Origin of the sequence: Antarcticibacterium flavum, from assembly GCF_006159205.1 — a bacterium.
In the GTDB taxonomy this organism is placed as follows: Bacteria; Bacteroidota; Bacteroidia; order Flavobacteriales; family Flavobacteriaceae; genus Gillisia; species Gillisia flava.
Genome location: NZ_CP040812.1, coordinates 368,758 through 394,179, shown reverse-complemented (window position 1 = coordinate 394,179; position 25,422 = coordinate 368,758). Strand labels below are relative to the sequence as shown.

Sequence of the window (25,422 nt, the reverse complement as noted above, 5' to 3'; positions counted from 1 at the left end):
GGGAGAATGGATTACTTTATAGCTTCCTGTAATAATCCTCTGCCGGTTCATTGGCTACAGCAAAATCCTGCTGGCGGAAGAAATCTAATTCTTTTTCGTCTTTAGAGGAAAGACCTTTAGAGAAAACTGAGATATCAGTTTCGTTTAATTCACTAAGATCAATTCCATATATGCGGTCGAAAATTTGGGTCCGAACTGTATATAAGATAATTAAAATAAGAAGGAAAAAAGGAGCTAAATAAATTAAACCGTTTGTATCCAAAAGGAATTCGCTTTCAAGATAAACATCATCATAAAATGTTACTAGTATTTGGAAAACATACATCGCGATAGGGATGAGAATTGCATGATACCACCAGTGTTTGCAGGTGAAGAACCAAATAAGTAAAAGAAAGAGTGGAGTGATCTTGCCTAAATAAGTCCAGGCAGCTGCCATTACACTTTCATAATATTTGCTTTCGTACGTAAATAAAGAATTTTCCCAGACGCGACCGTCTGGGAAAATTTCATATAAATAAAATATATAAGGTGAAAATGCTATGGAAAGAGCTAAAATACTACCCAGCAGAAGGTATCTTGATGAGCCTTTTGTCCATTGCTTGCTTTTCGATTTTTGTGTCATTTGCGTTGTTTTCAGTATTTGAAGTTACAAAAAAAGTTGCTCCAAAGATTGCTGCTGCGAAAAGTACTGCTTTAATTTTCATAATGTATAGGGTTTAGTGTGATTGTTTCGTTTGATTTCTGAAGCAAACCTATACAAATATAAAATGCTAATACTTACTACTTTAATCGTACCTTTGCACCCTTTTTTTAGGCACAAAAGAGCCGTATTTCCTGGATTTTTACTTTCCAAAAATAAGCTAAAATTCAACAATTTTCGTTGAAGAACTAAAAATTTAAAACTGCCCCTTTCACATACTCAAAAAATGTGGTATATTTCTTACAATTACTTTTCCGCGCCTCCTGCGCCACAATTTTAATCTGTTAACAAAACTTTAACTTTCTGGCGCCGTTGTCAAGAACCCCAATCTCCAGTTTTTGCATGTCATCGTCAAGTAAACTTTCAATTTTTTGTGGCCATTCAATCAGTTTCCAGGAATCGGTATTGAGGTAATCCTCAATCCCCATGTCCAGGGCTTCGGCCTCATCTTCTATTCGGTAAAAATCGAAATGGAAGATTCGTCCTTCAGCAGTTTGATATTCGTTAACCAGCGAGAAGGTAGGGCTGGAGGCCAGGTCTGGCGCACCAAGCGCTTTAACAAGCGCCTTTATGAGGGTGGTTTTTCCTGCCCCCATGTTCCCGTAAAATAATAGCGTTTTGCTTTTTACTTTGGAAAGTAATTGCACAGCTATACTATCAATTTCTGACAGCTCGTAGGTTAAGCTCATTCAAATATAGATTTATTAGGCGCTGTAAATATATGTAATATATTCTTATCTAGGCGATAAGACCACAAATGGGATGATCATTTCCTCCATAGAAACTCCTCCATGCTGGTAGGTGTTCTTAAAATAATTCACGTAATAATTATAATTATTTGGATAGGCAAAGAACATGTCCCCCTTCGCAAAGATGAAAGAGCTGCTCATATTAAGAGTTGGCAAGTGAATGGTTTTGGGATCCCTGGCGGCAAGCACATCCTTATCTTCATAGGTAAGGCTCTTACCTGTCTTATACCTTAGGTTAAGGCTGGTATTCTTATCTCCTATTACTTTTGACGGGGTCTTCACATTAATGGTTCCATGGTCTGTTGTAAGTATTAGCTTAAAACCAGATTGTTGCGCCTGCTGTATGATCTCCAATAGCGGCGAGTTCTTAAACCAGCTTTGAGTAAGGGAACGGTAGGATTTATCATTTGAAGCAAGTTCTTTTATCACCTCCATCTCTGTCTTGGAGTGGGAAAGCATATCTACAAAATTATAAACGACCACCGTAAGATCATTTTCCTTTTGAGTCTTGAAATTTTCTACAAGTTTTTTTCCTGCCTTTAAACTGGAGATCTTGTGATATTCATATTTAATATTAGATCCCAGGCGCTTTAACTGTGAAGTCAGGAATTCTTCTTCAAAAAGGTTTTTCCCACCTTCATCTGTATCATTAAGCCAGTACTTTGGAAACAATTTTTCCATATCACTTGGCATAAGGCCAGAGAAGATTGCATTACGCGCATATTGTGTAGCCGTGGGAAGAATACTATAATAAGGTGTCTCCTGTTCCTTTTTATAATAATTGTTGATGGTTGTCTCAAATGATTTCCACTGGTCATAGCGCAAATTGTCTACCACCACTAATAATGTTGGCCTCTCCTTACTTACCTCCGGCAGGATCCTGGTTTTAAAAAGGGTATGAGACATTACCGGGGCATCTGCATCTTTCTCAAACCAGTGCGGATAATTTTTATCAATGAATTTACAGAATTGATTGTTGGCTTCCACTTTTTGGCTCTCCAGGATCTCAAACATCCCGCTGTCCTCAATGTCCTCCAGCTGCATTTCCCAATAGATCAATCGCTGGTAAAGTTCTGCCCATCCCTCAAAAGAATTTACAGAAGACATATCCATGGCGATCTTCCTGAATTCCTGCTGATAGTTGGAAGTAGTCTTCTCTGTTACCAGCCGGGAATTATCCAGGTTCTTCTTAAGGCTCAATAGAATTTGATGTGGATTCACCGGTTTGATAAGATAATCGGCTATTTTGGATCCAATGGCATCCTCCATAATATATTCCTCTTCACTCTTGGTGATCATAACTATAGGAATTTCGGTTCTCTTCTCCTTGATCTCAGAGAGAGTCTCCAGGCCGGTCAATCCCGGCATATTCTCATCCAGAAAGACAATGTCAAAATTTTGTTTATCTATTTCTTCAACGGCTTCCATCCCGCTTTTGCAGGTGGTAACTTCATAATTTTTGGATTCCAGGAACATTATGTGTGGCTTTAGCAAATCGATCTCATCATCTGCCCAAAGTATTTTTATCTTATTCATGTATCAGTATTTTTGTTTCAGCTATAAACCCCTTTAATTTTGGGGCCAATCGGCATTTAGTTCTACAAATGTCCAATATGGACTTCATATATGTATATTTGTTTCTCATTTAAAGGATTTAAAGCTTTGGCCCTTAAAACGAAACTTAAAATATTCAACGATCCAATTTACGGTTTTATTACCATTCCAAGTGACCAGATATTCAGGATCATTGCACATCCTTACTTTCAAAGATTACGCCGAATTTCACAGATGGGGATGTCATACCTGGTTTATCCCGGCGCTCATCATACCAGGTTTCATCACGCCCTGGGTTGCCTGCATCTTATGCAAAAGGCAGTGGATATCCTAAGGTTTAAAGGAATAGGTATCTCAATTGATGAGGAAGAAGCCCTGTATATCGCTATTTTGTTGCACGATATTGGCCACGGTCCTTTCTCCCATGCTATGGAACACAGCATCGTCGAGGGGGTTTCTCATGAACGTATTTCCCTCCTTTTTATGGAGGAAATGAATGAGGAGTTTAACCAAAGTTTAACTCTTGGCATAGAGATCTTCAAAGGAACATTTGGCAGGAAATTTATGAATCAGCTAGTGTCAAGTCAGTTGGATATGGACCGGCTGGATTATCTTAAAAGGGATAGTTTCTATACCGGGGTGGCAGAGGGCAACATCAACAGTGAGCGTATTATTACTATGCTCAATGTGGTAGATGATCAAATAGTTGTGGAGGAAAAGGGCATTTATTCTGTAGAGAAATTTCTTGTTGCCCGCAGGTTGATGTACTGGCAGGTATATTTACATAAGACAGGGGTGGCAGCAGAGCAGTTACTAATTAGAGTCCTTAAACGAGCAAAAGAACTTATAGACAAAGGTGAGAAACTGGAATGCAGCCCCGCCTTCGGTTTTTTTCTGAATAATAAGGTAAGCCTGGAACAATTTGACAGTGAGGTGCTACATACATTTTCGAAGCTTGATGATTACGATATTATTTCAGCAATGAAAATATGGAAGGACCATAAGGATTTTGTATTGAGCAACTTAAGTGAAATGTTATTAAACCGGAATCTTTTAAAGGTTAAGCTGAAGAAAAAACCAGTGGCTGAGGAAAAGCTGCAAAAGCATAGGATAAAGGTGCAGGAGAAATATAATTTATCTGAAGCTGAAGCAAATTATTTTGTATTCTCGGGGGAGATCTTCAATATTGCTTATTCCACAGGTATTAACAACATTAGGATCCTTCATCCCAATGGAAAGGTGAGCGATGTCGCAAAGGCATCAGACCAGTTAAACCTGAAAGCGCTGTCCCGCCCGGTGACCAAATATTATATGTGTTATCCAAAGACTAAAGATTAAACCATTTTTTTTACTTTTGCCAGAATGAAGTTCAAAGCATCACAAATAGCCGAAATTTTAAACGGAACCGTTGAGGGAGATCCTGAGACTGAAGTTGACAAACTGGCAAAAATTGAAGAAGGTACCCGTGGATCCCTTACTTTTCTAAGTAATCCAAAATATACTTCTTATATATATTCAACCAATGCATCCATCGTTATTGTTAAGGATACCTTTAAGATAGAGGAGAAGATCAATACCACTTTGATTAGGGTTAAAGACCCTTATAAGGCATTTTCAACTTTGCTTGAATACTATAACCAGGTTAAGCTTAACAAAAGTGGAATAGAAGAACCTAACTTTATAAATGAATCTGCCACTCTGGGAGAGAACCTCTACCTGGGAGCTTTTACATATATAGGTAAGAATGTAAAGATTGGTAATGACGTTAAGATATATCCAAATTGTTACATTGGAGATAATGTAGCTATAGGTGACAATACGGTTGTTTTTGCCGGAGTGAAGGTCTATTCTGAAACTACCATTGGTAAAGACTGTGTCTTGCACGGTGGGGCAGTAATAGGTGCAGATGGATTTGGTTTTTCCCCGGGTGACTCGGGTGAATATTCCAAGGTACCTCAAATAGGGAATGTGATCCTTGAAGATATGGTAGATATTGGGGCAGGAACAACAATAGACCGTGCTACCCTTGGTTCTACCATAATAAGAAAGGGCGTAAAAATAGATAACCAGGTGCAAATAGCGCATAATGTAGAGATAGGAGAACACACAGCTATTGCCGCACAAACAGGAATTGCCGGCTCCACCAAGATTGGAAAGAATTGCCTTATAGGTGGGCAGGTTGGAATAGCCGGGCATTTGACCATTGGTAATAATGTGAAGATACAGGCCCAATCTGGAATAGGACGAAATATTCCAGATGGAGAGGCAATACAGGGCTCACCTTCCTTTGGTTATAATGATTTTAATAAATCCTATGTTCATTTTAAGAATCTTCCCAGGATCGTAGATAGACTAAACCAATTAGAAAAAAAACAACATAATGGCTGAAAACCCTATTAAACAGCGTACCATTCGCAAAGAGGTCTCTTTAGAGGGAGTGGGACTTCATACCGGGAAAAATGTAAAACTTGTCTTCAAACCTGCGCCTGCAAATACCGGTTACGTATTTCAACGTACAGATATCGAAGGTGAACCTATAGTTGAGGCAGATGCTTCTTACGTGGTGAACACACAGCGCGGGACAAACCTGGAAAAGAATGGTGTAAGTATACAAACTTCAGAACATGTTCTTGCAGCCTGTGTTGGTTTGGATCTCGATAATATTATCATTGCCATTGATTCCTCAGAGCCTCCAATTATGGATGGGTCCTCCAAATTCTTTGTGCAGGCACTGGAGGAAGCAGGAATTGAGGAGCAGGATGAGGAGAGAGAGGAATTTGAGATCAATGAGGTGATTACCTACAGGGATGAAAAAACCGGTAGTGAGATCATCGCTATGCCGGCCGATAATTACCAGGTGACTACCATGGTAGATTTTGGTACCAAAGTATTGGGAACCCAGAATGCCAGTATCCAGAATATATCTGAATTCAGGGATGAAATTGCGAATGCCCGTACTTTTAGTTTTCTGCATGAGATAGAAATGTTACTTGAGAAGGGACTTATTAAAGGGGGTGATCTCAATAATGCCATAGTATATGTCGACAAGGAATTGAGCTCTGCGACAATGGATAAACTCAGGGTAGCCTTTAAAAAGGACACAATTTCAGTAAAACCAAACGGGATACTTGATAACCTTACCCTTCACCATCCAAATGAGGCTGCGAGACATAAATTACTGGATGTTTTGGGAGATCTTGCTTTGGTAGGAACAAAGATTAAAGGAAAGATTATTGCAACAAAGCCCGGCCACCAGGTAAATACTGAATTTGCTAAAAAGCTCGCAAAGATCATCAAGGCAGAGAAGCGGAATAACATGCCAAAAATTGACTTTGATAAGCCGCCTTTGATGGATGTCAATGATATTATGAATACGCTTCCTCACAGGCCACCGTTCCTTTTGGTGGATAAAATTTATAGTATTACGGAAACCTGTGTAATCGGCATGAAAAATGTTACCATGAATGAGCCTTTCTTTGTGGGGCACTTCCCTGGAAAACCTGTTATGCCGGGAGTTCTTCAGGTCGAAGCCATGGCACAAACAGGAGGTATTTTGGCTTTAAAATCTGTCCCAGATCCTGAGAATTATCTTACCTATTTCATGAAAATAGATAATGTAAAATTCAAGCAACAGGTTGTGCCGGGGGACACATTGATCTTTAAATTGGAATTACTCGCACCAATACGCCGCGGTATTTGCCAAATGCAGGGATATGCCTATGTAAACGGCAAACTCGCCACAGAAGCCATACTAATGGCTCAAATTGTAAAATCTAAATAATATAAAATGAACCAACCCTTAGCATATGTTCATCCCGGAGCCAAAATAGCCAAGAACGTGGTTATCGAGCCTTTTACCACAATTCACAATGACGTGGTAATTGGAGAAGGATCCTGGATTGGTTCAAATGTGACTATAATGGAAGGTGCCCGTATAGGGAAGAATTGCAGTATCTTTCCGGGTGCTGTGATCTCTGCCGTTCCACAGGACAAAAAATTCAACGACGAGGAAACCACTACCGAGATTGGTGACAACACAACCATACGAGAATGTGTTACTATTAACCGTGGAACCACAGACAGGATGAAAACGGTTATTGGAAAGAATTGCTGGATCATGGCATATTGCCATATCGCTCATGATTGCCGTGTAGGTGACAATTGCATCTTTTCAAATAACAGCACTCTGGCCGGGCATATTAATGTAGGCGATTATGTTGTCCTTGCGGGAATGGCTGCCGTACAACAGTTTTGCAGTATAGGGAACCATGCCTTCGTAACCGGCGGGTCTCTTGTAAGGAAAGATGTGCCGCCTTTTGTGAAAGCAGGAAGAGAGCCTTTATCCTACGTGGGTATAAATTCCATAGGTTTAAGAAGAAGAGGCTTTAGTACAGAAAAGATCAGGGAAATTCAGGATATTTACAGGATCCTTTATCAAAAGAATTACAATAATTCCCAGGCAGTGGCAATTATAGAAGCAGAGATGCAGGCTACGGCAGAAAGGGATGAGATACTGGAGTTTATTAAAAACTCACAAAGGGGAATTATGAAAGGATATTTCAGTTCAAATTAAACTATATAACCAATGGCAAGTACAAGTGATATTAGAAACGGGTTGTGCATTAGGTACAATCACGACATTTATAAGATTATAGAGTTTTTACACGTTAAACCGGGGAAAGGTCCCGCTTTCGTAAGGACAAAACTTAAAAGTGTTACTACAGGAAAAGTGTTGGAGAATACCTTCTCTGCTGGTCATAAGATCGAAGATGTGAGGGTAGAGACCCATAAGTTCCAGTTCCTTTATAACGACGGGGAATTCTATCATTTTATGAATGTAGAGGATTATACCCAAATAAGGTTAACAGAGAACGCCCTGGATATGCCTAAACTTCTTAAGGAAGGGGAAGTGGTTACTATCCTTATTAATACTGAGGATAATATGCCGCTCTCTGTAGAGATGCCGGCAAGTGTGGTTCTGGAAGTTACCCATACAGAGCCGGGTGTTAAAGGAAATACGGCTACCAATGCCACCAAACCAGCAACTCTTGAAACAGGAGCAGAGGTAAATGTTCCTCTTTTTATCAATGAAGGTGACAAGGTGAGAATTGAAACCGAAAAAGGGACATACAAAGAGAGAATAAAAGAGTAATTACCGGGAAAGGGAAAGCAGGGAAGAATCCATTTGGTTAACAAAGGTCTTTTTTCTATTTTCTCTTTTCTTTTTTCTGAAATAGATTATGAGGTTTCCGCAAAAACATACACTTAAACAAATTGCCACCATAATTTCTGCTGAATTTGTGGGTGATGAGAACTTTCCGGTTCTGGGGATGAACGAGATACATGTGGTGACGGAAGGTGACATAGTTTTCGTGGACCATCCTAAATATTATGATAAAGCTTTAAATTCAGCAGCTACGGTTATACTTATCAATAAGAAAGTTGACTGCCCGCAAGGGAAAGCATTGCTTATATCTGATGATCCTTTCAGGGATTTCAATAAGCTTACCCAGTATTTCAAACCTTTCCAGGCAGCTTCAGAAAAGATAGCAGAATCGGCTCAAATAGGAGATAATACTATTATCCAGCCCAATGTCTTCATAGGTAATAATGTGAAAATTGGCGATAATTGTCTTATTCATTCCAACGTGAGTATCTATGATGATACTATCATTGGAAACAATGTGATCATCCACGCCGGGACAGTGCTTGGAGCAGATGCCTTTTATTACAAGAACAGGCCAGAAGGATATGATAAATTAAGGTCTGGTGGCCGGGTTGTTATTGACCATGATGTAGAGATTGGGGCGAATTGTACCATAGATAAGGGAGTTACCGGCGATACGTTCATTGGTGCCGGCACTAAACTGGACAATCTTATACAGGTGGGGCACGATACCATCATTGGCAAACGTTGCCTCATCGCATCACAGGTAGGAATAGCAGGAGCGGTGGTTATCGAGGATAATGTCACCGTTTGGGGACAGGTAGGAATGCGTAGCGGGATCGTTGTAAAAAGTGGTGGTGTCCTTATGGGTAAGGCCGGGATCACTAAATCCACCAAGGCCGATACTATATACACCGGAAATCCCGCAATGGAAGCCCGCTTAAAATTGAAAGAATACGCGTATATTAGAAAACTGCCTGAAATTATTGAAAAATTAAAATAAACAGATATGGGTTTAAGCGACAAAAAATTAGTAGAAGCCTTTTATAAGTCAGATTTTTACAAGAATCCAGATGAAATAAAGAATTTCCTACATCCTGAAGCTGAACTTTACTGGAACAGTAGCGCCGGGTTCAATAAAATGAACTTTGAAGACATCACCAGGCTTAGTGTCGGGATGTCACAATCATTTGAAACCTTACGTGCAGAGGTGAGCCATCTTTTAAGGGATAAGGACCAGGTAACCATTAGGTGGACATACCATATAAGGACTGTTGAAAATCCTGAGGAAGAAATTCCCCTTGCACATTTCATTGCCATTTGGAAAGTAGAAGATGGTAAAATGATGAAAGGGTATCAAATAAGTCAGCCGGCAGATGAAAACCCTGAAAATTTAAGCTCTTTTCTGGCAACAAAATTTTGAAAACCCTTTAGGGTTTATATATAAAAACCTACTTTTGTATCGCAAAAATCAACAAAAACTATGAGTGTTTTAGTCAATAAGGATTCAAAAATTATTGTGCAGGGATTTACCGGAAGTGAAGGTACTTTTCATGCAGAACAAATGATAGAATATGGAACCAATGTGGTGGGTGGTGTTACTCCCGGTAAAGGAGGGCAAACACACCTGGACAAACCAGTTTTTAATACAGTTTCTGAAGCTGTTAAAGAAACCGGAGCCGATGTTTCCATCATCTTTGTTCCACCGGCATTTGCGGCCGATGCTATTATGGAAGCGGCAGATGCTGGAATAGGTGTTATTATCACCATTACTGAAGGTATTCCTGTTGCAGATATGATCAAGGTATACAACTACATCCAAAATAAAAATTGCCGACTTATAGGCCCTAACTGTCCTGGAGTAATAACTCCGGGAGAGGCGAAGGTTGGAATTATGCCGGGCTTCGTTTTCAAAAAAGGAAAAGTTGGGATCGTTTCAAAATCTGGAACCCTTACTTACGAAGCTGCAGATCAGGTTGTGAAGCAAGGTCTTGGTATAACTACTGCTATAGGTATTGGAGGAGATCCTATTATTGGAACTACTACAAAGGAAGCAGTAGAACTTTTGATGAATGACGACGAGACAGAGATCATAGTGATGATAGGTGAAATTGGTGGCCAACTGGAGGCAGACGCTGCCCAGTGGATCAAAGCAAATGGAAACCGGAAGCCTGTAGTAGGATTTATCGCAGGTGAAACTGCACCCGCAGGCCGTACAATGGGTCACGCAGGAGCTATTGTAGGTGGAAGCGAAGACACTGCCCAGGCTAAAAAGGCAATTTTAAGGGAAAATGGAATTCACGTGGTTGATTCCCCTGCTGAAATTGGAAAGAAAGTTGCTGAAGTTTTAAAAGGCTAGGCAAAACACGATAAGATTTTGAAAGATCTTCCTGAAAACATCTAAAAACAGGTGAATTCAGGAAGATTTTTTAATTTAAAGCCTTTGGCTTTTGTTATATTTGATACGTTTTAAAAATAAAATCATCTAGATATGAAATTACTGGAAGGAAAAAATGCCATTATTACCGGAGGAAGCCGGGGGATAGGAAAAGGAATTGCTGAAGTTTTTGCTAAGCACGGAGCAAATGTAGCATTCACCTATGCCTCTTCTGTAAATGCAGCCAACGAACTGGAGGAGCAATTGTCTAAAACAGGAATTAAAGCCAAAGGATACAAGTCCAATGCAGCCAATTTTTCAGAATGTGAAGAATTGATCAAAAATGTAGCTGCCGATTTTGGCTCAATAGATATACTCATCAATAATGCCGGGATCACCAAAGATAACCTGCTTATGCGTATGAGCGAGGAGGACTTTGACCAGGTGATCGAAGTGAATCTTAAATCTGTTTTTAATATGACCAAGGCGGTGCAGCGTACTATGCTTAAACAACGTAATGGGAGTATTATAAATATGAGTTCTGTTGTTGGGGTTAAAGGAAATGCAGGTCAGTCAAATTATGCAGCTTCCAAGGCAGGAATTATTGGTTTTTCAAAATCTATGGCGCTTGAACTGGGTTCCCGAAATATTCGTACCAATGTTATAGCACCTGGTTTTATTGAGACCGAAATGACAGGAAAGCTGGATGAGAAAACCGTTGAGGGTTGGAGAGAATCCATTCCATTAAAAAGAGGTGGTACGCCCGAGGATATTGCAAATGCCTGTGTTTTTCTTGGTAGTGATCTTAGCAGTTATGTTACCGGGCAGGTATTACAGGTTAATGGGGGAATGCTTACATAGGATAACATCAAACCCACAAACATTGATTAAACCCGTAAGAAATAATTGGTAGTTGTTTTTGTATTTTAGTAAATTAAAACTCTGTTAGTCTATAGTAGTCGACCAGGGTTTATATATTACAACACCAATCCAGTTAATGTCTAATACAACTATAATTTTAATAACCCTGGCAGCAATCTTTGCGCTGGGGTTTGTTTTTTTTAAATATTTCCTAGGGTCGCGGGATAGGAGCACGAGGACATACCTGCTGGCTGGCTTGAGGTTTATTAGCGTTTTTGTCCTGCTACTGTTACTCATCAATCCAGAGATAAAACAAAAGGAATATGAGCTCGAGAAACAACAGCTGTTCCTTGCTTACGACCTCTCTGGATCTATGAAATACCTGGAAACGAAAGAAGAGGTAATAGCTCTGGCAGAAGAATTGAGAGGTAACGGCGAGCTTCGTGACAAATTTGATATCAGGGAATTTGGATTTGGACGGTCCTTAGTTTCCCTGCAGCAGGATTCTATGGAATTTAATGAAAACCAAACAAATATTAGAGTTGCCCTGGATCAACTCGAAAAATTAAGATCCTCCCAAAGAGCAGCAGTAGTTATGGTGACAGATGGAAATCAAACCATAGGGGAGGATTACCAGTATTACAGGCCGGGTCCACGGGTTGATCTCTTTCCCCTGGTTGCCGGGGATACCACAGCAAGAGTTGATCTTGCTATCAATAATCTTAATGTAAACCGGTATGCATTTCTAAATAACAGATTTCCGGTAGAGATCATTCTTAGTTATACGGGAAGCGAAGCTGTAACTTCAAGCATGAAGATAAAACTGGGAGAAACAGTGCTGTTCAGCCAGCAGGTAAATTTTTCAGCAGAAAACACCTCTGAGGTAATAACAACTACCTTACCTGCATCATCCCTGGGGTTAAAAGTTTATGAGGCAGAAATCACTCCCCTTGATTCAGAAAAAAATACTGCTAATAACACTCGTAGTTTTGGGGTGGAAGTTATAGATGAACGAACCTCTGTCCTTATCCTCACTTCCATTCTTCATCCCGATCTCGGCGCGGTAAAAAAGTCTATAGAAGCCAATGAGCAAAGACAGGCAGAGATTATCAATATTAAAGATGTTGACAATGTGGATATTAATGATTTTCAACTTGTTGTCCTATATCAGCCAAACAATAACTTTAACCGTATTATTTCCCGACTAAGAGAACAGGGCATCAACTATTTTTTAATAACAGGAACAAAAACAGACTGGAATTTTATTGCCTCGGTGATGCCATTCGGGAAGGATTTTACCACCCAATCCCAGGATTATTTACCAGTATATAATGCTAATTATTCCCGTTTCCAGTTCGAAGATATAGGCTTTAAATCTCTTCCGCCTTTACAGGATGTCTTTGGAAATATTGAGTTTGAGAATGCCAATCAAAGTGTATTGTTATATCAGCAAATTGAAGGGGTGTCCACTACCACACCTCTACTTGCAACATTGGAGGAGAATAGTTCAAGATATGCCACCCTTTTTGGGGAAAATATTTGGAGGTGGAGGTCCCAATCATATGCTGATAGTGGAAGTTTTGAAGATTTCGATAATTTCTTTGGTAAGCTGGTTCAATATCTTTCCTCTACCCAAAGGCGCGAGCGGTTGACAATAGATGCGGGTAATTTTTATGCAGAGAATGAAGAGGTACTTGTAACCGCCCGATATTTTGATGAAAACTACGAGTTCAACCCCGGTGGGCAACTGGAGATACAATTAAGGAATGTCACAAGCCAGGAGGAGCTGGAGTCTCAAATGCTTCTTAATAACAACAGGTTCACATTTCGTGTTGATGATCTTGCACCCGGCGAATATGAATTTGAGGTGCAGGAAATGACCTCAGGTATTAGCAGGGGCGGCAATTTTACTGTGATCGCATATAATGTCGAAGAGCAGTTTGGGGCAGCCAATATTTCAAAACTTAGGACCTTTGCCGGGACCGCGGGAAGTGATCTTTATTACCTGGATAATTACAGGGCTTTGATCACAGAGCTGCTGGAGGATAATCGTTACCTGCCAGTGCAGAAAAGCCGTGAAAAAGCAGTACCTTTGATAAGCTGGAAATTTTTGTTGATCCTCCTCATACTAAGCTTAAGTGCAGAGTGGTTTACCCGGAAATATTTCGGTTTAATTTAATTAATTTCAATTTTTAATTTATGGATAGATTACCCAAGATTGGTTTACCAATTTTATTTGCTGTAGTGGTCTTAATTATCATTATCGCGAAATCGACAGTTACTATTAACTCCGGAGAAGCCGGGGTGCTTTACAAAACATTTGGAGGTGGGGTTGTAACAGATGAGCCGCCATTAAGTGAAGGTTTTCACCTGGTGGCCCCATGGAACAGGGTTTTTGTATATGAAGTAAGACAGCAATCTCTTGATGAAAAAATGCAGGTTCTTTCTTCCAACGGTTTGGAGATCAACCTGGATGCTACAGTTTGGTTCCAGCCTACCTATGACAATTTAGGAAAGCTGCACCAGGAAAGGGGAGAAGCCTATGTTCAAAGAGTATTACAACCGGCTATTCGCAGTGCTGCACGTAGTGTGGTAGGCCGTTATATCCCCGAGCAACTCTATGCAAGCAAGAGAGAAGCTATCCAAAGAGAGATCTTTGAAGAAACTCAAATCTTACTTGCCAATCAATACGTTCAAATAAATGAAGTCTTAGTAAGGGATGTATCCCTTCCAAAATCTATAAAGGACGCTATTGAAAGGAAACTTGGACAGGAGCAGGAATCACTTGAGTATGTTTTCCGTCTTGAAAAGGCAGAACAGGAGGCAGAAAGACAACGTATAGATGCTGAAGGTAAGGCTCGTGCAAACCAGATCCTTAGTGCTTCCCTTAATGACCAGATCCTTAAGGAAAAAGGTATCCAGGCGACGGTTGAACTTGCAAGATCACCTAATGCCAAAGTTGTTGTAATTGGTGGTGGTGATGGTGGAATGCCGCTTATCCTGGGTAATAACTAAACTAAACAAGTCATAAATTTTTAAAAAGAAGTTTTATTTTTAAAAATTTAATTTAGATTTGCATCAACAATGAGAACAATACAACTACATCACCATCATTTTTACTACTGCGCTCAGGCGAGGTAAATTTGATATGTAGTTAATTCATATTTAAAACCCGTTTGAGCAATCGAACGGGTTTTTTTATTTATTAATTTCCCGGTTAATCCCGTGAGACTTACAAGAACAAAAATGAGCAATCAAAAATTACGTATCGCAATTCAAAAGAGCGGAAGGCTTAATGAAGATTCCCTGAAGATCCTAAAAGAAGCCGGAATCTCCATTGATAACGGGAAAGAACAATTAAAGGCCGTTTCGCGCAATTTCCCCCTGGAAGTTTTATATTTAAGGAATGGAGACATCCCCCAATATCTTCGGGATGGAGTGGTTGACATTGCCATCCTGGGTGAAAATGTTTTGGTGGAAAAAGGAGAGGACATTATTCGCGGCGAAAAATTGGGATTTTCAAAATGCCGTGTTTCAATGGCAGTGCCCAAATCAGTAAAATACAACGGGATCCAGGATTTGGATGGAAAAAAGATCGCCACTTCCTATCCTAATACGGTCAATGCATTTTTAAAAGAAAATGGAATACAGGCAGACCTGCATATTATTAATGGTTCTGTAGAGATTGCTCCAAATATAGGCCTGGCAGATGCTATTTGTGATATAGTGTCCAGTGGGAGTACTTTGTTTAAGAACAACCTTAAGGAAGTGGAAGTAATGCTTAAAAGTGAGGCTATCCTCGCAATTTCCCCTAAGATTACTGAAGAGCGACAGGTAATACTTGAAAAACTCCAGTTCAGGTTAAAATCTGTTCTTAATGCCAGGACCTCCAAGTATATACTGCTGAATGCTCCCAATGATAAGATCGAAGCTATTACAAAATTATTACCAGGGATGCGCAGCCCAACAATACTTCCTTTAGCTGAAAAAGGATGGAGTTCTGTTCACACTGTTATAAATGAAGAGCGTTTCTGGGAGGTTATAGACCAGCTTAAAGAAACAGGGGCAGAGGGAATACTGGTGGTGCCAATCGAAAAAATGGTGATCTAAGCTGAAGAAACATAGAAATAATCAAATTCTCATGAATAAAATTTATAATCCTACCAGGGAAGAATGGTCAAGTCTCCTCCAAAGGCCTACTCAAACAGTGGAGGACATCGAAGCGACCGTGAAGGAGGTTTTTGCAGAGATCCAGTCCAAGGGAGATATCGCTATTAAAAAATACACCCGCCTATTTGACGGGGTATCCTTTGAAAAGCTTAAAGTTTCTGAAGCAGAGATAGAGGAAGCTGCTGCCGGGGTTTCGAGGGAACTTAAAGATGCCATACAACTGGCTAAAGACAATATAGAAAAATTCCACGCCGCACAGCAAACCGGAAAAGTGGAAGTTACCACCTCAAAAGGGGTGAATTGCTGGCAGGAAAAGAGGCCAATTCAAAAAGTAGGTCTATATATCCCCGGCGGTTCCGCACCCTTATTTTCCACTATTTTAATGCTGGCTACGCCTGCAAATCTCGCAGGTTGCAAGGAGATCATCCTTTGTACCCCGCCAGATAAGGAAGGGAATATTAATCCGGCAATCCTTTATACGGCGGCTTTATGTGGAGTAACAAGTATTTTCAAAATTGGTGGGATCCAGGCCATTGGAGCTATGGCCTTTGGAACTGAGACTGTCCCCGCGGTATACAAGATCTTTGGGCCCGGTAACCAGTTCGTGACTGTTGCAAAACAATTGGCTACCCGGTACAATGTTTCTATCGACATGCCTGCTGGGCCCTCAGAATTACTGGTGGTGGCAGATGATACTGCAAATGCAGCCTTTGTAGCGTCCGATTTGCTTAGCCAGGCAGAACATGGGGGTGATAGCCAGGTAATTCTTGTTTCTACTTCAAAAGCCCTTATAGAGGCCGTAGAGCAGGAGGTTGAACAGCAGCTGCAGGAATTACCGAGGAAAGAGATCGCCACCAGGGCAATCGATAATTCCAGGTTGATATATGTGGAGAATGACCGCCAAGCTTTGGACCTCATAAACGAATACGGGCCGGAGCATTTTATAATTTGCACTGCCAATGAAGAATTCTATGTAGATGGTATTATGAATGCAGGATCTGTATTCATTGGGAATTTCACCCCGGAGAGTGCGGGAGATTATGCTTCTGGAACCAATCACACTTTGCCAACCAATGGGTATGCAAAACAATACAGCGGTGTAAATCTCGACAGCTTTCTTAAAAGTATGACCTTTCAAAAAATTACTGAGGAGGGTATGTCCACTATAGGCCCATCTATTGAACGTATGGCAGAGGCTGAAGGTTTACAGGCACATAAAAACGCTGTAAGCCTTAGATTACAGGAGATCGAAAAGAAATAATAACCACAAAAGCGGGAGTGATCAATTGAAGTTCTCCCTTATCGTTCATTAAGCAAAATGACAAATAAATTTAATTTAGATAATCTTACAAGGGAGAACATTCGGAATATAAGCCCGTACTCTTCAGCCAGGGATGAATTTCAATCTACGGGAAATTCTATGATCTTTCTCGATGCCAATGAGAACCCTTTTGAAACAGATGTTAACCGGTATCCCGATCCGCAGCAACGGGACCTGAAGGAAGAACTTTCAGCAATAAAAGGAGTACACCGTCACTGTATTCTTTTAGGGAATGGAAGTGATGAAGTGCTGGACCTGTTGTTTCGTGCTTTCTGTGAGCCGGGGAAGGACAATGTGATCACTTTGCCACCTACCTATGGAATGTATAAAGTTCTGGCAGGGATCAATAATATTGAGAACAGGGAGGTGTTGCTAACTACAGCTTTTGAACCCGATGTAAAGCAGATTTTGAAAAAAATTGATGAAGCTACAAAAATGATCTTTCTTTGCTCGCCGAACAATCCCACCGGTAATTCTTTTTCAGAAGCAAATGTGCTGGAGATCCTTGAAAATTTTAGCGGACTCGTAGTCATTGATGAGGCATATATAGATTTTTCAGAAAAGGAGAGCTGGATCAAAAGGCTGGAGGATTTTCCTAATTTGGTGATCACCCAAACTCTCTCAAAAGCATATGGGATGGCAGGTATAAGGTTGGGAATTTGCTATGCTTCAGAAGAAATAATCAGGATCCTCAACAGAATAAAACCACCCTACAATGTAAATGAGCTCACCCAGCAAAGGGCTCTGGAACGACTTCAGCACAAAGAGGATGTTGACAGCGAGGTATCTGGAATACTGGATGAAAGGAAAGGGTTATTTGAAGCTTTACTTGAAGTGAATTATATTAGTAAAGTATATCCCTCTGATGCTAATTTCTTCCTTATTCTAGTAGATGATGCCGGGAAGAGATATGAGCAGCTTCTGGAAAAGAATATAGTTATAAGAAACAGGACCAAAGAGCCTTTGTGTGAAAACACATTGAGAATTACGATAGGAACAGCCAAAGAAAACAAAGAACTTTTGCAGGCTTTAAAAGAATTGGAATAGCACATGAAAAAAGTATTATTTATAGACCGTGACGGTACTATTATTCACGAACCTGAAGGTTATCAAATTGACCACCTGGATAAACTTGAATTCTTTCCAAGGGCACTATATTATATCACCAAAATTGCCGAGGAATTGGATTATGAACTTGTGATGGTCACCAACCAGGACGGTCTGGGAACAGATTCCTTCCCGGAGGAAAATTTCTGGCCAATCCAGCGTTTCATAGAAAAGACCTTTGCCAATGAAGGTGCAAAGTTTGAACCCCCACTTATTGACCGCAGTTTTCCTGAAGACAATGCGCCTACCAGGAAGCCAGGAACAGGATTACTGGAGGAGAAATACTTAAATTCCAATGGCAATTATGACCTGGAAAATTCCTTTATGGTGGGAGACAGGATGACAGATATGGAATTTGCGCTTAACTTTGGAGGGAAGGGCATCTTCATAGATACTCACGCTGAACTTGGAGCCGGGGAACTAAAGGAGGATATAAGTGAAGTAGAGAAAAGCATTGTCCTTAAAACCGATAACTGGAAGGATATCTATGAGTTTTTAAAGTTAAAGGACCGTACCGCAGCGATCTCCAGGAAAACCAACGAAACCGACATTAAGATCAAACTCAATTTGGATGGAAATGGAAATTCTAATGTTTCTACCGGGATCGCATTCTTTGACCATATGCTGGACCAAATCGCCAGGCATGGTCAAATGGACCTGGAAATACAGGTGGATGGGGACCTGGAGGTAGATGAACATCATACTATTGAGGACACCGCAATTGCTCTTGGAGAAGTATTCAATAAAGCCCTTGGTAATAAACTAGGCATTGAACGTTACGGATTTTGCCTTCCCATGGATGACTGTCTGGCACAGGCTGCTATCGATTTTGGAGGACGTAACTGGCTGGTGTGGGACGCCACCTTTAACAGGGAAATGGTAGGAAAAATGCCAACAGAAATGTTCTACCACTTTTTTAAATCGTTTACAGACGGCGCAAAGGCCAATTTAAACATCAAGGCTGAAGGTACCAATGAGCATCACAAGATAGAAGCCATCTATAAAGCTTTTGCAAAAGCGATTAAAATGGCTGTAAAACGCGATGCAGAAAAAATGATCCTGCCTTCAACGAAGGGAATGCTTTAGTAGATATGAGATTTGAGATATGAGTATTGAGACGAGAGAGATGAGAAGTGAGATAAAGAATAGAGGGGGATTGTTGGTGATTATATGGACCACCTAGATCATTTCCTGAGAAATAAAGATATAAATATGAGTTATCATAGTTCATTTTAAAAAATCTAAAATCTCATATCTAACATCTAACATCTAACATCTAAAAAAATGAAAATAGCCATAATAAATTACGGGGCCGGGAATATACAGAGCATCAAATTTGCCATACAAAGGTTGGGATTTGAAGCTGTATTAAGTAGTGATGAGGCAGAAATAAGGGCAGCAGACAAGGTGATCTTTCCCGGAGTGGGAGAGGCGAGCAGTGCAATGAAGATGTTGAGAAGTACCGGTTTGGATAAGGTTATCCCCACCCTTAAGCAACCGGTCCTGGGTATTTGTCTTGGAATGCAACTTATGTGTGAACACTCTGAAGAGGGAGATACCCGGGGGCTTGGGATTTTCAAGGCAAAGGTAGAAAGGTTTGACAGTTCGAATAAAGTACCTCAAATAGGATGGAACAAGATCTTTAATCTCAAGACTCCGTTGTTTAACGGAGTAAAGGAAAATGACTATGTGTACCTGGTCCACTCATACTATATACCTGAATGTGCAGAAACTATAGCATCTACAGAATATGTGGTGGAATATACCTCGGCCATTCACAAGGATAACTTTTACGGGGTGCAATTCCATCCTGAAAAAAGCAGCAGTGCAGGAGAATTGATCCTGAAGAATTTTTTAAATATTGAAAGCCTCATTGCTACAGCAGCCGTGAACAGGAAGCAGGAAGAAGACTTGATCAAATAAATATAAAACTAAAAGGCTACGGAATTTTGAAATTCGTAATCTAATAAATATCAAAAAATGCGAATTATACCCGCCATAGACATTATCGACGGTAAATGTGTGAGACTTTCCAAAGGTGACTACAACACCAAGAAAATCTATAATGAGAATCCATTGGAGGTGGCAAAGGAATTTGAAGCCCATGGGATACAATATTTACATTTGGTTGACCTTGATGGCGCCAAATCCAAACATATAGTCAATCATAAGGTGCTGGAGGAGATAGCCTCGAAGACCGGCCTGCAAATAGATTTTGGGGGAGGTCTTAAATCAAATGAGGATCTCAGGATCGCTTTTGAAAGTGGTGCTAAACAGATAACAGGGGGGAGTATAGCAGTAAGCGAACCTCAAACCTTTCTTTCCTGGCTGGAGCAATTTGGTCCTGACAAGATCATCCTTGGTGCCGATGCTAATAATGAAAAGGTGGCAATAAGCGGCTGGCAGGAAGAATCTAAAAAGGAATTGATCCCGTTCATCCAGGACTACGGGAGCAAGGGAGTTCAATATGTGATTTGTACCGATATTTCCAAAGACGGAATGCTGGAAGGCCCTTCCTTTGATCTTTATAAGAAAATACTGGATGAAACCGGAAAAGAGGGATTGTCCATTAAACTCATTGCCTCCGGGGGTATATCAACCTTTGACGAATTACCGAAACTGGCTGAAATTGGCTGCGAAGGAACGATCATAGGTAAAGCCATCTATGAAGGAAGAATAAGCCTGAAGCAGCTGGAAAGTTATATACTGCAAGCCCCCCGGCACCCGAAGGGGGAGTAATGCTCTCGAATGGAATCAAGAAACAAAAGAAGAGAATAGAGAAAAAAGAATAGGGAGAAAAGAATAGAGAGAAGAGACTATAGAGCGAGAACACAAATCTAACGTCTCAAATCTCACTACTCAATACTCACTACTCACTACTCAATACTAAAAAAATATGCTGACAAAAAGAATAATTCCCTGCCTTGATATTAAGAACGGCAGGACCGTAAAAGGTGTAAATTTCCTGGACCTTAGGGATGCGGGAGATCCCGTGGAATTGGCTGCGCTGTATGCAGAAGGCGGGGCAGACGAGCTGGTTTTTCTCGATATATCAGCTACTGAAGAGAAAAGACGGACCCTGGCAGATCTAGTGCTTAAAGTAGCAGAACGAGTAAATATTCCGTTCACTGTGGGTGGGGGGATCTCATCCATTGAAGATGTGGATATCCTTCTTCAGAACGGGGCAGACAAGGTTTCCATAAACTCTTCAGCAGTAAAGAATCCGCAGCTTATTAATGATCTGGCAGCCAAGTTTGGCAGCCAGTGTATCACCGTGGCAATAGATGCCAAGGAAGTTGATGGGGAATGGCTGGTGCATTTGGTAGGGGGGAAGCAACCTACAAGCATAAACCTTTTTGACTGGGCTAAGGAAGTTGAACAAAGAGGGGCAGGGGAGATCCTTTTCACCTCGATGAATAATGACGGTACAAAAGAAGGATTTGCAAATAAGGCGCTTGCAAGATTATCACAGGAATTGAATATTCCAATCATTGCATCTGGCGGTGCTGGAAATATTGAGCATTTTTGTGATGCTTTCGTGGAAGGAAAGGCCGATGCTGCTCTTGCTGCCAGTGTTTTTCACTTCAAGGAAATCGAAATAAAAGACCTTAAGGAAGCTTTGAAGAGAAAAGGTGTTGAGGTGAGACTTTGAGGTAGTATTGAGTATTGAGTAGTGAGTATTGAGTAGTTAGAAGTTGATATAAGGTTTGATTTCAACCAGGAATAAAAAGTCCCGAAACAAGAACCAGGAATTTGGTGCTATAATAATTGGGCGTGTTTCATAGGATAAGATTAAAAAATAAAATTTTAATGATGATCATAGATTTTAATAAGAATAAAGACGGACTCGTGCCTGCAATCATTCAGGACTCCTTGACTAAAACGGTATTGATGCTGGGCTATATGAATGACGCAGCATTACAGAAGACCAGGGAAACAGGAAAGGTTACATTTTATAGCAGGACAAAGGAAAGATTGTGGACCAAAGGTGAGGAAAGTGGAAATTTCCTGATACTTGAGGAAATTAAGGTAGATTGTGACAACGATACTCTATTGATCACTGTGAAACCTCAGGGGCCAACCTGCCATAAGGGTACAGATACTTGCTGGGGAGAAAAGAATGAGCAGCACTTTGGTTTCATTTCCAATCTAGAGGGGATCATTACTCACAGAAAGATGCAGAGTGAAAAAAGCCCTGAGACCAGAGATGAAAAAAATAGTTACGTAGTTTCACTTTTTGATTCAGGCATCAATAAAATTGCCCAGAAAGTGGGGGAGGAAGCCGTGGAAACGGTAATTGAGGCCAAGGATAATAATGACGACCTCTTTCTTAATGAAAGTGCCGATCTATTTTTCCATTACCTCATATTACTGCAGGCAAAAGGATTTAAACTTCAGGATATAGTAAAAATCCTGGAAAAGAGACATTAAGCTAATCCTGCCACCTGCCAAGTCTGCCGGCCTGGAAGTCATCGTAGGCCTGGTTGATCTCCTGCATGGTATTCATCACAAAAGGGCCACGGGCTACAACTGGCTCATTAAAGGGTTTTGCAAATCCGAATAAAAGAGTGCTGTCTGCAAGGGCTTCAATTTGAAGTTCTTCATCGTCGTTTTGAAATTCCACCAGGTGGAGAGATTGTACTATTTGCTGGTTTACCCTTACCTCGCCTTTTATAAGATAGAAGAATATATTTTTATCCTTCGGGACCTTTAGCTCCAGTTTTGAGTTCTCTTTAAAATTAATGGTGGTAAGGGTAATATCTGTGAGGATATCAAAAGCACCTTTAGTTCCCTCAAAATTTCCGGAAACCACGCTGGCATTTATTTTTCCCTCATCAAAAACTGTAGTAGGGATTTCATCCTGTTGCAATCCTTCATAACGCGGTTCTGTCATTTTAAGTTTTGCCGGTAAATTAACCCACAATTGCAGGATCTCCAGGTCACCGCCAAATTTTTTAAAATCACTGGAAGAAACTTCTGCGTGTAGCAATCCGCTGCCTGCTGTCATCCATTGTACCCCGCCGCTGTATATGACGCTCTCATGTCCCCCGGAATCTTTATGAGAGATATCCCCGTCGAGGATAAAAGTCACGGTCTCCATGCCCCGGTGCGGGTGCGGGCCAAATGGCAAACCATTATTATTGGGGCCATAAGTTTGCGGCCCATGGTGGTTAAGGAAAAGAAAGGGATCTATCATTTCGAGATCCCTGGTAGGCATGGGGGAATAGGTTTTAAGGTCGGCTATTGGCCGGTACTCTGCAGTATGTATCTTTTTAATGGTTCGCATGAGGTTAGTTTTTTCCTAATCCTGTTTTTCTATTTAATCTTTATTCCGCACATATATAAGTTTGAAACGTCCCTTCTGGTTTTCCCTGGATTCAATTTCAAATTTATTGATAGAATTGATCATTGGGGTTAGCTTTTGAAAGCCATAATTCCTTGAGTCAAAATTGGGCTGCTTCTTTTGAAGTAAACTTCCCACATCTCCAAGGAATGCCCACCCGTCTTCATCGGCAACATCAGAGATTGTGCTGGAGAGCAATTTTATGACTTTTGGAGTGATCTTATCTACATCATCCTTTTTCGAGGTTTTTCCCTTACTTGGTTCCTGCCCGCTTTCACGGCCTGTACCTTTAAGGATCTCGATATATATAAATTTGTCACAAGCAACTATAAATGGTTCGGGAGTTTTCTTTTCTCCTATTCCTATTACATTTTTCCCTGCTTCCCTTAATCTGGTTGCAAGTCTTGTAAAATCACTATCACTTGAGACCAGGCAGAACCCGTCAACCCTGTCTGAATAAAGAATGTCCATGGCATCTATGATCATTGCAGAATCTGTTGCATTCTTTCCCTGGGTATATCCGTATTGTTGTATTGGATTAATAGCATTTTCTAATAATACTGCTTTCCATTTTGCAAGATGTGGCTTGGTCCAGTCCCCATATATCCGTTTAATAGTTGGGTTGCCGTATTTGGCTATTTCCTCCATCATTTCCTTGATATATGCAGAGGGGATATTGTCCCCATCAATTAGAACTGCAAGTTTATTTTCCATAAATTATAAATAATCTTTAAAGATAAAATTTTTTAATGATAAAAGGCGGCTGTACGGCCGCCTTCGATGAATATATTTAGAATTGTCCTAGTAATTATAACGCAGCAAGGCGTTCATTTTCGATTCTTTTTCAGGCATAAAAGCCGATTCAAGAAGGAAGATCGAGCCTCCCTGTTCCATTACTTTCTTGGCCGCCAGGTTCATTAGGGAAACATTATCCTCTGTTTGCCCGTCCTGGATCTCTACTTTCATATTCTCCTCATTAAAGGTTCCAAAGATATCTTCCCGGTTTTCCAGGAAAAGAGTATCCACCTTTCCTTCTATAATAGAGGGAAGGATATCTGTTATCTTTGTTGAGGTACGCTCCGGCGGCAATTCGTTAAACTCCTTAAGTTTTTCATTCTTCTCCTTTTCGAAGAATGGCTCCAGAGTCTCAATTGTTTTGGCATGTAAGTCCAGCATGTTCCTGTAATCTGAAGGGTTACCGGGTACACATTTTTGATATAGGTTTTTATAAGTATTTGCTTCCTGGTATATAGGGAAAAGATAATCCTGGCAAGCCACCACCAAAGGTACTTTCTCATCATGCAATATAGTATCAAGGCCCTGGTCTACAGCCCTGAAAAACCTAAGGAATTCATCCTTTCTTTCGCGGGTTGCAGGTTCATATCCATGTTGTGTAGCTACCCCGCCCATATTATGCTGGGTTTTATGCTTCCGGTTCTGGTCTTCATAATCATAGCCTACCCTGTCTTCAAGACGGGATGGGGTAAGGTCCTCTACATCAACCTTTCCTATGCTATATCTTGTAGCCTCATATAAGGCGACATTAAAAATTTGCAATTCCAGGATATAAAATCGGCCATTGCCAGAAAATATCGGGGCCAGCGGTTTAAGATAAAATTCTTTGGCTATGTAATGATGTGCTTCAAAATTAATTGGAAGCGTATACTTTTTCAGGATCCCTTCAGAAGCAAATATCGCGAGCCCATCAGACTGATGCCTCCAAAAACTTTTGTCATCAATTAATTTATTGATTGGCTCCCCAATAGTTGCAATTCTTTCTTTGGATATTCCTTTTTCTGAAAGTTTATCCTTTATTTCTTTCCATTGAGATTTAAGATGCAGGGAATTTTGTTCTTCTAAAACTTCTTTTCCACCTCTATGGGTTGGGATAAAAATGGATACACATATCTCATTGTTAAATTGTGCCAAATCTAAAAATTCCTCTTTACTAAGTATAGACATATTTCTTATTTTTTTGGTTGAAACGGGATTGAAATTCAGTAGGTTATCCCTTTGTTTCTTCTAATTATTAATATGTAAAAGATAAGCCGATTTGAGACAAAATCAAAGAT

Annotated in this window: 26 protein-coding genes; 19 read left to right on the top strand and 7 right to left on the bottom strand. The window is 40.4% G+C overall.

Features of this window, described 5'->3' with window-relative positions; genetic code table 11:
* Positions 1–16: 16 nt before the first annotated feature.
* From FHG64_RS01830 to porX, 4 genes are all read right to left on the bottom strand, one after another.
* Positions 17–436, bottom strand: coding sequence for a hypothetical protein (locus FHG64_RS01830; RefSeq protein WP_246054244.1), 420 nt, complete (start codon positions 434–436; stop codon positions 17–19).
* Between the two features lie 121 nt (positions 437–557).
* A complete protein-coding gene (locus FHG64_RS19080; protein WP_168191287.1) occupies positions 558–704 on the bottom strand; it encodes a hypothetical protein in 147 nt (48 codons plus the stop codon).
* A gap of 280 nt (positions 705–984) precedes the next feature.
* Entirely contained in the window at positions 985–1,389 is a 405-nt protein-coding gene (gene tsaE / locus FHG64_RS01825; protein ID WP_139064813.1) for a tRNA (adenosine(37)-N6)-threonylcarbamoyltransferase complex ATPase subunit type 1 TsaE, read from the bottom strand.
* A 45-nt stretch (positions 1,390–1,434) separates the two neighbouring features.
* The gene (gene porX / locus FHG64_RS01820; protein WP_139064812.1) at positions 1,435–2,985 is read right to left on the bottom strand and encodes a T9SS response regulator signal transducer PorX; all 1,551 of its coding nucleotides are present in this window, start codon (positions 2,983–2,985) and stop codon (positions 1,435–1,437) included.
* 126 nt (positions 2,986–3,111) lie between these two features.
* Here porX and FHG64_RS01815 point away from each other — a divergent pair, with 126 nt between their 5' ends.
* The 19 genes from FHG64_RS01815 (at position 3,112) to hisIE (ending at position 22,437) form a co-directional block, all read left to right on the top strand.
* Positions 3,112–4,341 (top strand): HD domain-containing protein, encoded by a 1,230-nt coding sequence (locus FHG64_RS01815; RefSeq protein WP_139064811.1) that lies wholly within the window; start codon positions 3,112–3,114, stop codon positions 4,339–4,341.
* A 24-nt stretch (positions 4,342–4,365) separates the two neighbouring features.
* Positions 4,366–5,391, top strand: a complete 1,026-nt coding sequence (lpxD, locus tag FHG64_RS01810; protein ID WP_139064810.1) for a UDP-3-O-(3-hydroxymyristoyl)glucosamine N-acyltransferase — start codon at positions 4,366–4,368, stop codon at positions 5,389–5,391.
* Positions 5,384–6,784 (top strand): bifunctional UDP-3-O-[3-hydroxymyristoyl] N-acetylglucosamine deacetylase/3-hydroxyacyl-ACP dehydratase, encoded by a 1,401-nt coding sequence (locus tag FHG64_RS01805; RefSeq protein ID WP_139064809.1) that lies wholly within the window; start codon positions 5,384–5,386, stop codon positions 6,782–6,784. Before lpxD ends, FHG64_RS01805 begins: the two co-directional genes overlap by 8 nt.
* A 6-nt stretch (positions 6,785–6,790) precedes the next feature.
* Positions 6,791–7,576, top strand: a complete 786-nt coding sequence (lpxA, locus tag FHG64_RS01800; RefSeq protein ID WP_139064808.1) for an acyl-ACP--UDP-N-acetylglucosamine O-acyltransferase — start codon at positions 6,791–6,793, stop codon at positions 7,574–7,576.
* A gap of 12 nt (positions 7,577–7,588) precedes the next feature.
* Positions 7,589–8,155: an elongation factor P gene (gene efp, locus FHG64_RS01795; protein ID WP_139064807.1), complete on the top strand. Its 567-nt coding sequence runs from the start codon at positions 7,589–7,591 to the stop codon at positions 8,153–8,155.
* An 88-nt stretch (positions 8,156–8,243) separates the two neighbouring features.
* Positions 8,244–9,173 carry a UDP-3-O-(3-hydroxymyristoyl)glucosamine N-acyltransferase gene (locus FHG64_RS01790; protein ID WP_139064806.1) on the top strand — a complete coding sequence of 310 codons (930 nt, stop codon included), beginning with the start codon at positions 8,244–8,246 and terminating at the stop codon, positions 9,171–9,173.
* Positions 9,174–9,179: 6 nt separating this feature from the next.
* Positions 9,180–9,593: a nuclear transport factor 2 family protein gene (locus FHG64_RS01785; RefSeq protein WP_139064805.1), complete on the top strand. Its 414-nt coding sequence runs from the start codon at positions 9,180–9,182 to the stop codon at positions 9,591–9,593.
* Between the two features lie 60 nt (positions 9,594–9,653).
* Entirely contained in the window at positions 9,654–10,529 is an 876-nt protein-coding gene (gene sucD / locus FHG64_RS01780) for a succinate--CoA ligase subunit alpha (protein WP_139064804.1), read from the top strand.
* Positions 10,530–10,661: 132 nt separating this feature from the next.
* The gene (fabG, locus tag FHG64_RS01775) at positions 10,662–11,408 is read left to right on the top strand and encodes a 3-oxoacyl-[acyl-carrier-protein] reductase (RefSeq protein WP_139064803.1); all 747 of its coding nucleotides are present in this window, start codon (positions 10,662–10,664) and stop codon (positions 11,406–11,408) included.
* Positions 11,409–11,544: 136 nt separating this feature from the next.
* Positions 11,545–13,587 carry a vWA domain-containing protein gene (locus tag FHG64_RS01770; protein WP_168191298.1) on the top strand — a complete coding sequence of 681 codons (2,043 nt, stop codon included), beginning with the start codon at positions 11,545–11,547 and terminating at the stop codon, positions 13,585–13,587.
* A gap of 20 nt (positions 13,588–13,607) precedes the next feature.
* A complete protein-coding gene (locus FHG64_RS01765) occupies positions 13,608–14,423 on the top strand; it encodes a prohibitin family protein (RefSeq protein ID WP_139064801.1) in 816 nt (271 codons plus the stop codon).
* A 231-nt stretch (positions 14,424–14,654) separates the two neighbouring features.
* Positions 14,655–15,518, top strand: a complete 864-nt coding sequence (gene hisG, locus FHG64_RS01760) for an ATP phosphoribosyltransferase (protein WP_139064800.1) — start codon at positions 14,655–14,657, stop codon at positions 15,516–15,518.
* Positions 15,519–15,549: 31 nt separating this feature from the next.
* Entirely contained in the window at positions 15,550–16,839 is a 1,290-nt protein-coding gene (hisD, locus tag FHG64_RS01755) for a histidinol dehydrogenase (RefSeq protein ID WP_139064799.1), read from the top strand.
* 57 nt (positions 16,840–16,896) lie between these two features.
* Entirely contained in the window at positions 16,897–17,946 is a 1,050-nt protein-coding gene (gene hisC, locus FHG64_RS01750) for a histidinol-phosphate transaminase (protein ID WP_139064798.1), read from the top strand.
* Between the two features lie 3 nt (positions 17,947–17,949).
* Complete coding sequence (gene hisB, locus FHG64_RS01745) at positions 17,950–19,092, top strand: bifunctional histidinol-phosphatase/imidazoleglycerol-phosphate dehydratase HisB (RefSeq protein WP_139064797.1); 1,143 nt, start codon at positions 17,950–17,952, stop codon at positions 19,090–19,092.
* A 198-nt stretch (positions 19,093–19,290) separates the two neighbouring features.
* Positions 19,291–19,929 carry an imidazole glycerol phosphate synthase subunit HisH gene (gene hisH, locus FHG64_RS01740; RefSeq protein ID WP_139064796.1) on the top strand — a complete coding sequence of 213 codons (639 nt, stop codon included), beginning with the start codon at positions 19,291–19,293 and terminating at the stop codon, positions 19,927–19,929.
* A 57-nt stretch (positions 19,930–19,986) separates the two neighbouring features.
* The gene (gene hisA / locus FHG64_RS01735; RefSeq protein ID WP_139064795.1) at positions 19,987–20,745 is read left to right on the top strand and encodes a 1-(5-phosphoribosyl)-5-[(5-phosphoribosylamino)methylideneamino]imidazole-4-carboxamide isomerase; all 759 of its coding nucleotides are present in this window, start codon (positions 19,987–19,989) and stop codon (positions 20,743–20,745) included.
* 157 nt (positions 20,746–20,902) lie between these two features.
* Positions 20,903–21,658 (top strand): imidazole glycerol phosphate synthase subunit HisF, encoded by a 756-nt coding sequence (gene hisF / locus FHG64_RS01730; protein WP_139064794.1) that lies wholly within the window; start codon positions 20,903–20,905, stop codon positions 21,656–21,658.
* Between the two features lie 161 nt (positions 21,659–21,819).
* Positions 21,820–22,437 (top strand): bifunctional phosphoribosyl-AMP cyclohydrolase/phosphoribosyl-ATP diphosphatase HisIE, encoded by a 618-nt coding sequence (gene hisIE, locus FHG64_RS01725; RefSeq protein ID WP_139067867.1) that lies wholly within the window; start codon positions 21,820–21,822, stop codon positions 22,435–22,437.
* A gap of 1 nt (position 22,438) precedes the next feature.
* Here the strand turns inward: hisIE and FHG64_RS01720 are convergent, their stop codons facing one another.
* From FHG64_RS01720 to FHG64_RS01710, 3 genes are all read right to left on the bottom strand, one after another.
* Positions 22,439–23,293: a pirin family protein gene (locus FHG64_RS01720; protein WP_139064793.1), complete on the bottom strand. Its 855-nt coding sequence runs from the start codon at positions 23,291–23,293 to the stop codon at positions 22,439–22,441.
* Between the two features lie 33 nt (positions 23,294–23,326).
* Complete coding sequence (locus tag FHG64_RS01715) at positions 23,327–24,064, bottom strand: NYN domain-containing protein (RefSeq protein ID WP_139064792.1); 738 nt, start codon at positions 24,062–24,064, stop codon at positions 23,327–23,329.
* 87 nt (positions 24,065–24,151) lie between these two features.
* Positions 24,152–25,312, bottom strand: a complete 1,161-nt coding sequence (locus FHG64_RS01710) for a baeRF7 domain-containing protein (RefSeq protein ID WP_139064791.1) — start codon at positions 25,310–25,312, stop codon at positions 24,152–24,154.
* Between the last annotated feature and the right edge of the window lie 110 nt (positions 25,313–25,422).

Bases quoted from the DNA above. Each gene is read 5' to 3' on its own strand.
- hisB (WP_139064797.1), top strand. From the start codon at position 17,950: ATGAAAAAAGTATTATTTATAGACCGTGACGGTACTATTATTCACGAA.
- hisH (WP_139064796.1), top strand. From the start codon at position 19,291: ATGAAAATAGCCATAATAAATTACGGGGCCGGGAATATACAGAGCATC.
- FHG64_RS01790 (WP_139064806.1), top strand. From the start codon at position 8,244: ATGAGGTTTCCGCAAAAACATACACTTAAACAAATTGCCACCATAATT.
- FHG64_RS19080 (WP_168191287.1), bottom strand. From the start codon at position 704: ATGAAAATTAAAGCAGTACTTTTCGCAGCAGCAATCTTTGGAGCAACT.
- FHG64_RS01785 (WP_139064805.1), top strand. From the start codon at position 9,180: ATGGGTTTAAGCGACAAAAAATTAGTAGAAGCCTTTTATAAGTCAGAT.
- hisG (WP_139064800.1), top strand. From the start codon at position 14,655: ATGAGCAATCAAAAATTACGTATCGCAATTCAAAAGAGCGGAAGGCTT.
- fabG (WP_139064803.1), top strand. From the start codon at position 10,662: ATGAAATTACTGGAAGGAAAAAATGCCATTATTACCGGAGGAAGCCGG.
- FHG64_RS01830 (WP_246054244.1), bottom strand. From the start codon at position 436: ATGGCAGCTGCCTGGACTTATTTAGGCAAGATCACTCCACTCTTTCTT.
- hisD (WP_139064799.1), top strand. From the start codon at position 15,550: ATGAATAAAATTTATAATCCTACCAGGGAAGAATGGTCAAGTCTCCTC.
- lpxD (WP_139064810.1), top strand. From the start codon at position 4,366: ATGAAGTTCAAAGCATCACAAATAGCCGAAATTTTAAACGGAACCGTT.
- hisA (WP_139064795.1), top strand. From the start codon at position 19,987: ATGCGAATTATACCCGCCATAGACATTATCGACGGTAAATGTGTGAGA.
- FHG64_RS01765 (WP_139064801.1), top strand. From the start codon at position 13,608: ATGGATAGATTACCCAAGATTGGTTTACCAATTTTATTTGCTGTAGTG.
- FHG64_RS01805 (WP_139064809.1), top strand. From the start codon at position 5,384: ATGGCTGAAAACCCTATTAAACAGCGTACCATTCGCAAAGAGGTCTCT.
- efp (WP_139064807.1), top strand. From the start codon at position 7,589: ATGGCAAGTACAAGTGATATTAGAAACGGGTTGTGCATTAGGTACAAT.
- lpxA (WP_139064808.1), top strand. From the start codon at position 6,791: ATGAACCAACCCTTAGCATATGTTCATCCCGGAGCCAAAATAGCCAAG.
- sucD (WP_139064804.1), top strand. From the start codon at position 9,654: ATGAGTGTTTTAGTCAATAAGGATTCAAAAATTATTGTGCAGGGATTT.
- hisC (WP_139064798.1), top strand. From the start codon at position 16,897: ATGACAAATAAATTTAATTTAGATAATCTTACAAGGGAGAACATTCGG.
- FHG64_RS01770 (WP_168191298.1), top strand. From the start codon at position 11,545: ATGTCTAATACAACTATAATTTTAATAACCCTGGCAGCAATCTTTGCG.
- FHG64_RS01710 (WP_139064791.1), bottom strand. From the start codon at position 25,312: ATGTCTATACTTAGTAAAGAGGAATTTTTAGATTTGGCACAATTTAAC.
- hisIE (WP_139067867.1), top strand. From the start codon at position 21,820: ATGATCATAGATTTTAATAAGAATAAAGACGGACTCGTGCCTGCAATC.
- porX (WP_139064812.1), bottom strand. From the start codon at position 2,985: ATGAATAAGATAAAAATACTTTGGGCAGATGATGAGATCGATTTGCTA.
- FHG64_RS01715 (WP_139064792.1), bottom strand. From the start codon at position 24,064: ATGGAAAATAAACTTGCAGTTCTAATTGATGGGGACAATATCCCCTCT.
- FHG64_RS01720 (WP_139064793.1), bottom strand. From the start codon at position 23,293: ATGCGAACCATTAAAAAGATACATACTGCAGAGTACCGGCCAATAGCC.
- hisF (WP_139064794.1), top strand. From the start codon at position 20,903: ATGCTGACAAAAAGAATAATTCCCTGCCTTGATATTAAGAACGGCAGG.
- tsaE (WP_139064813.1), bottom strand. From the start codon at position 1,389: ATGAGCTTAACCTACGAGCTGTCAGAAATTGATAGTATAGCTGTGCAA.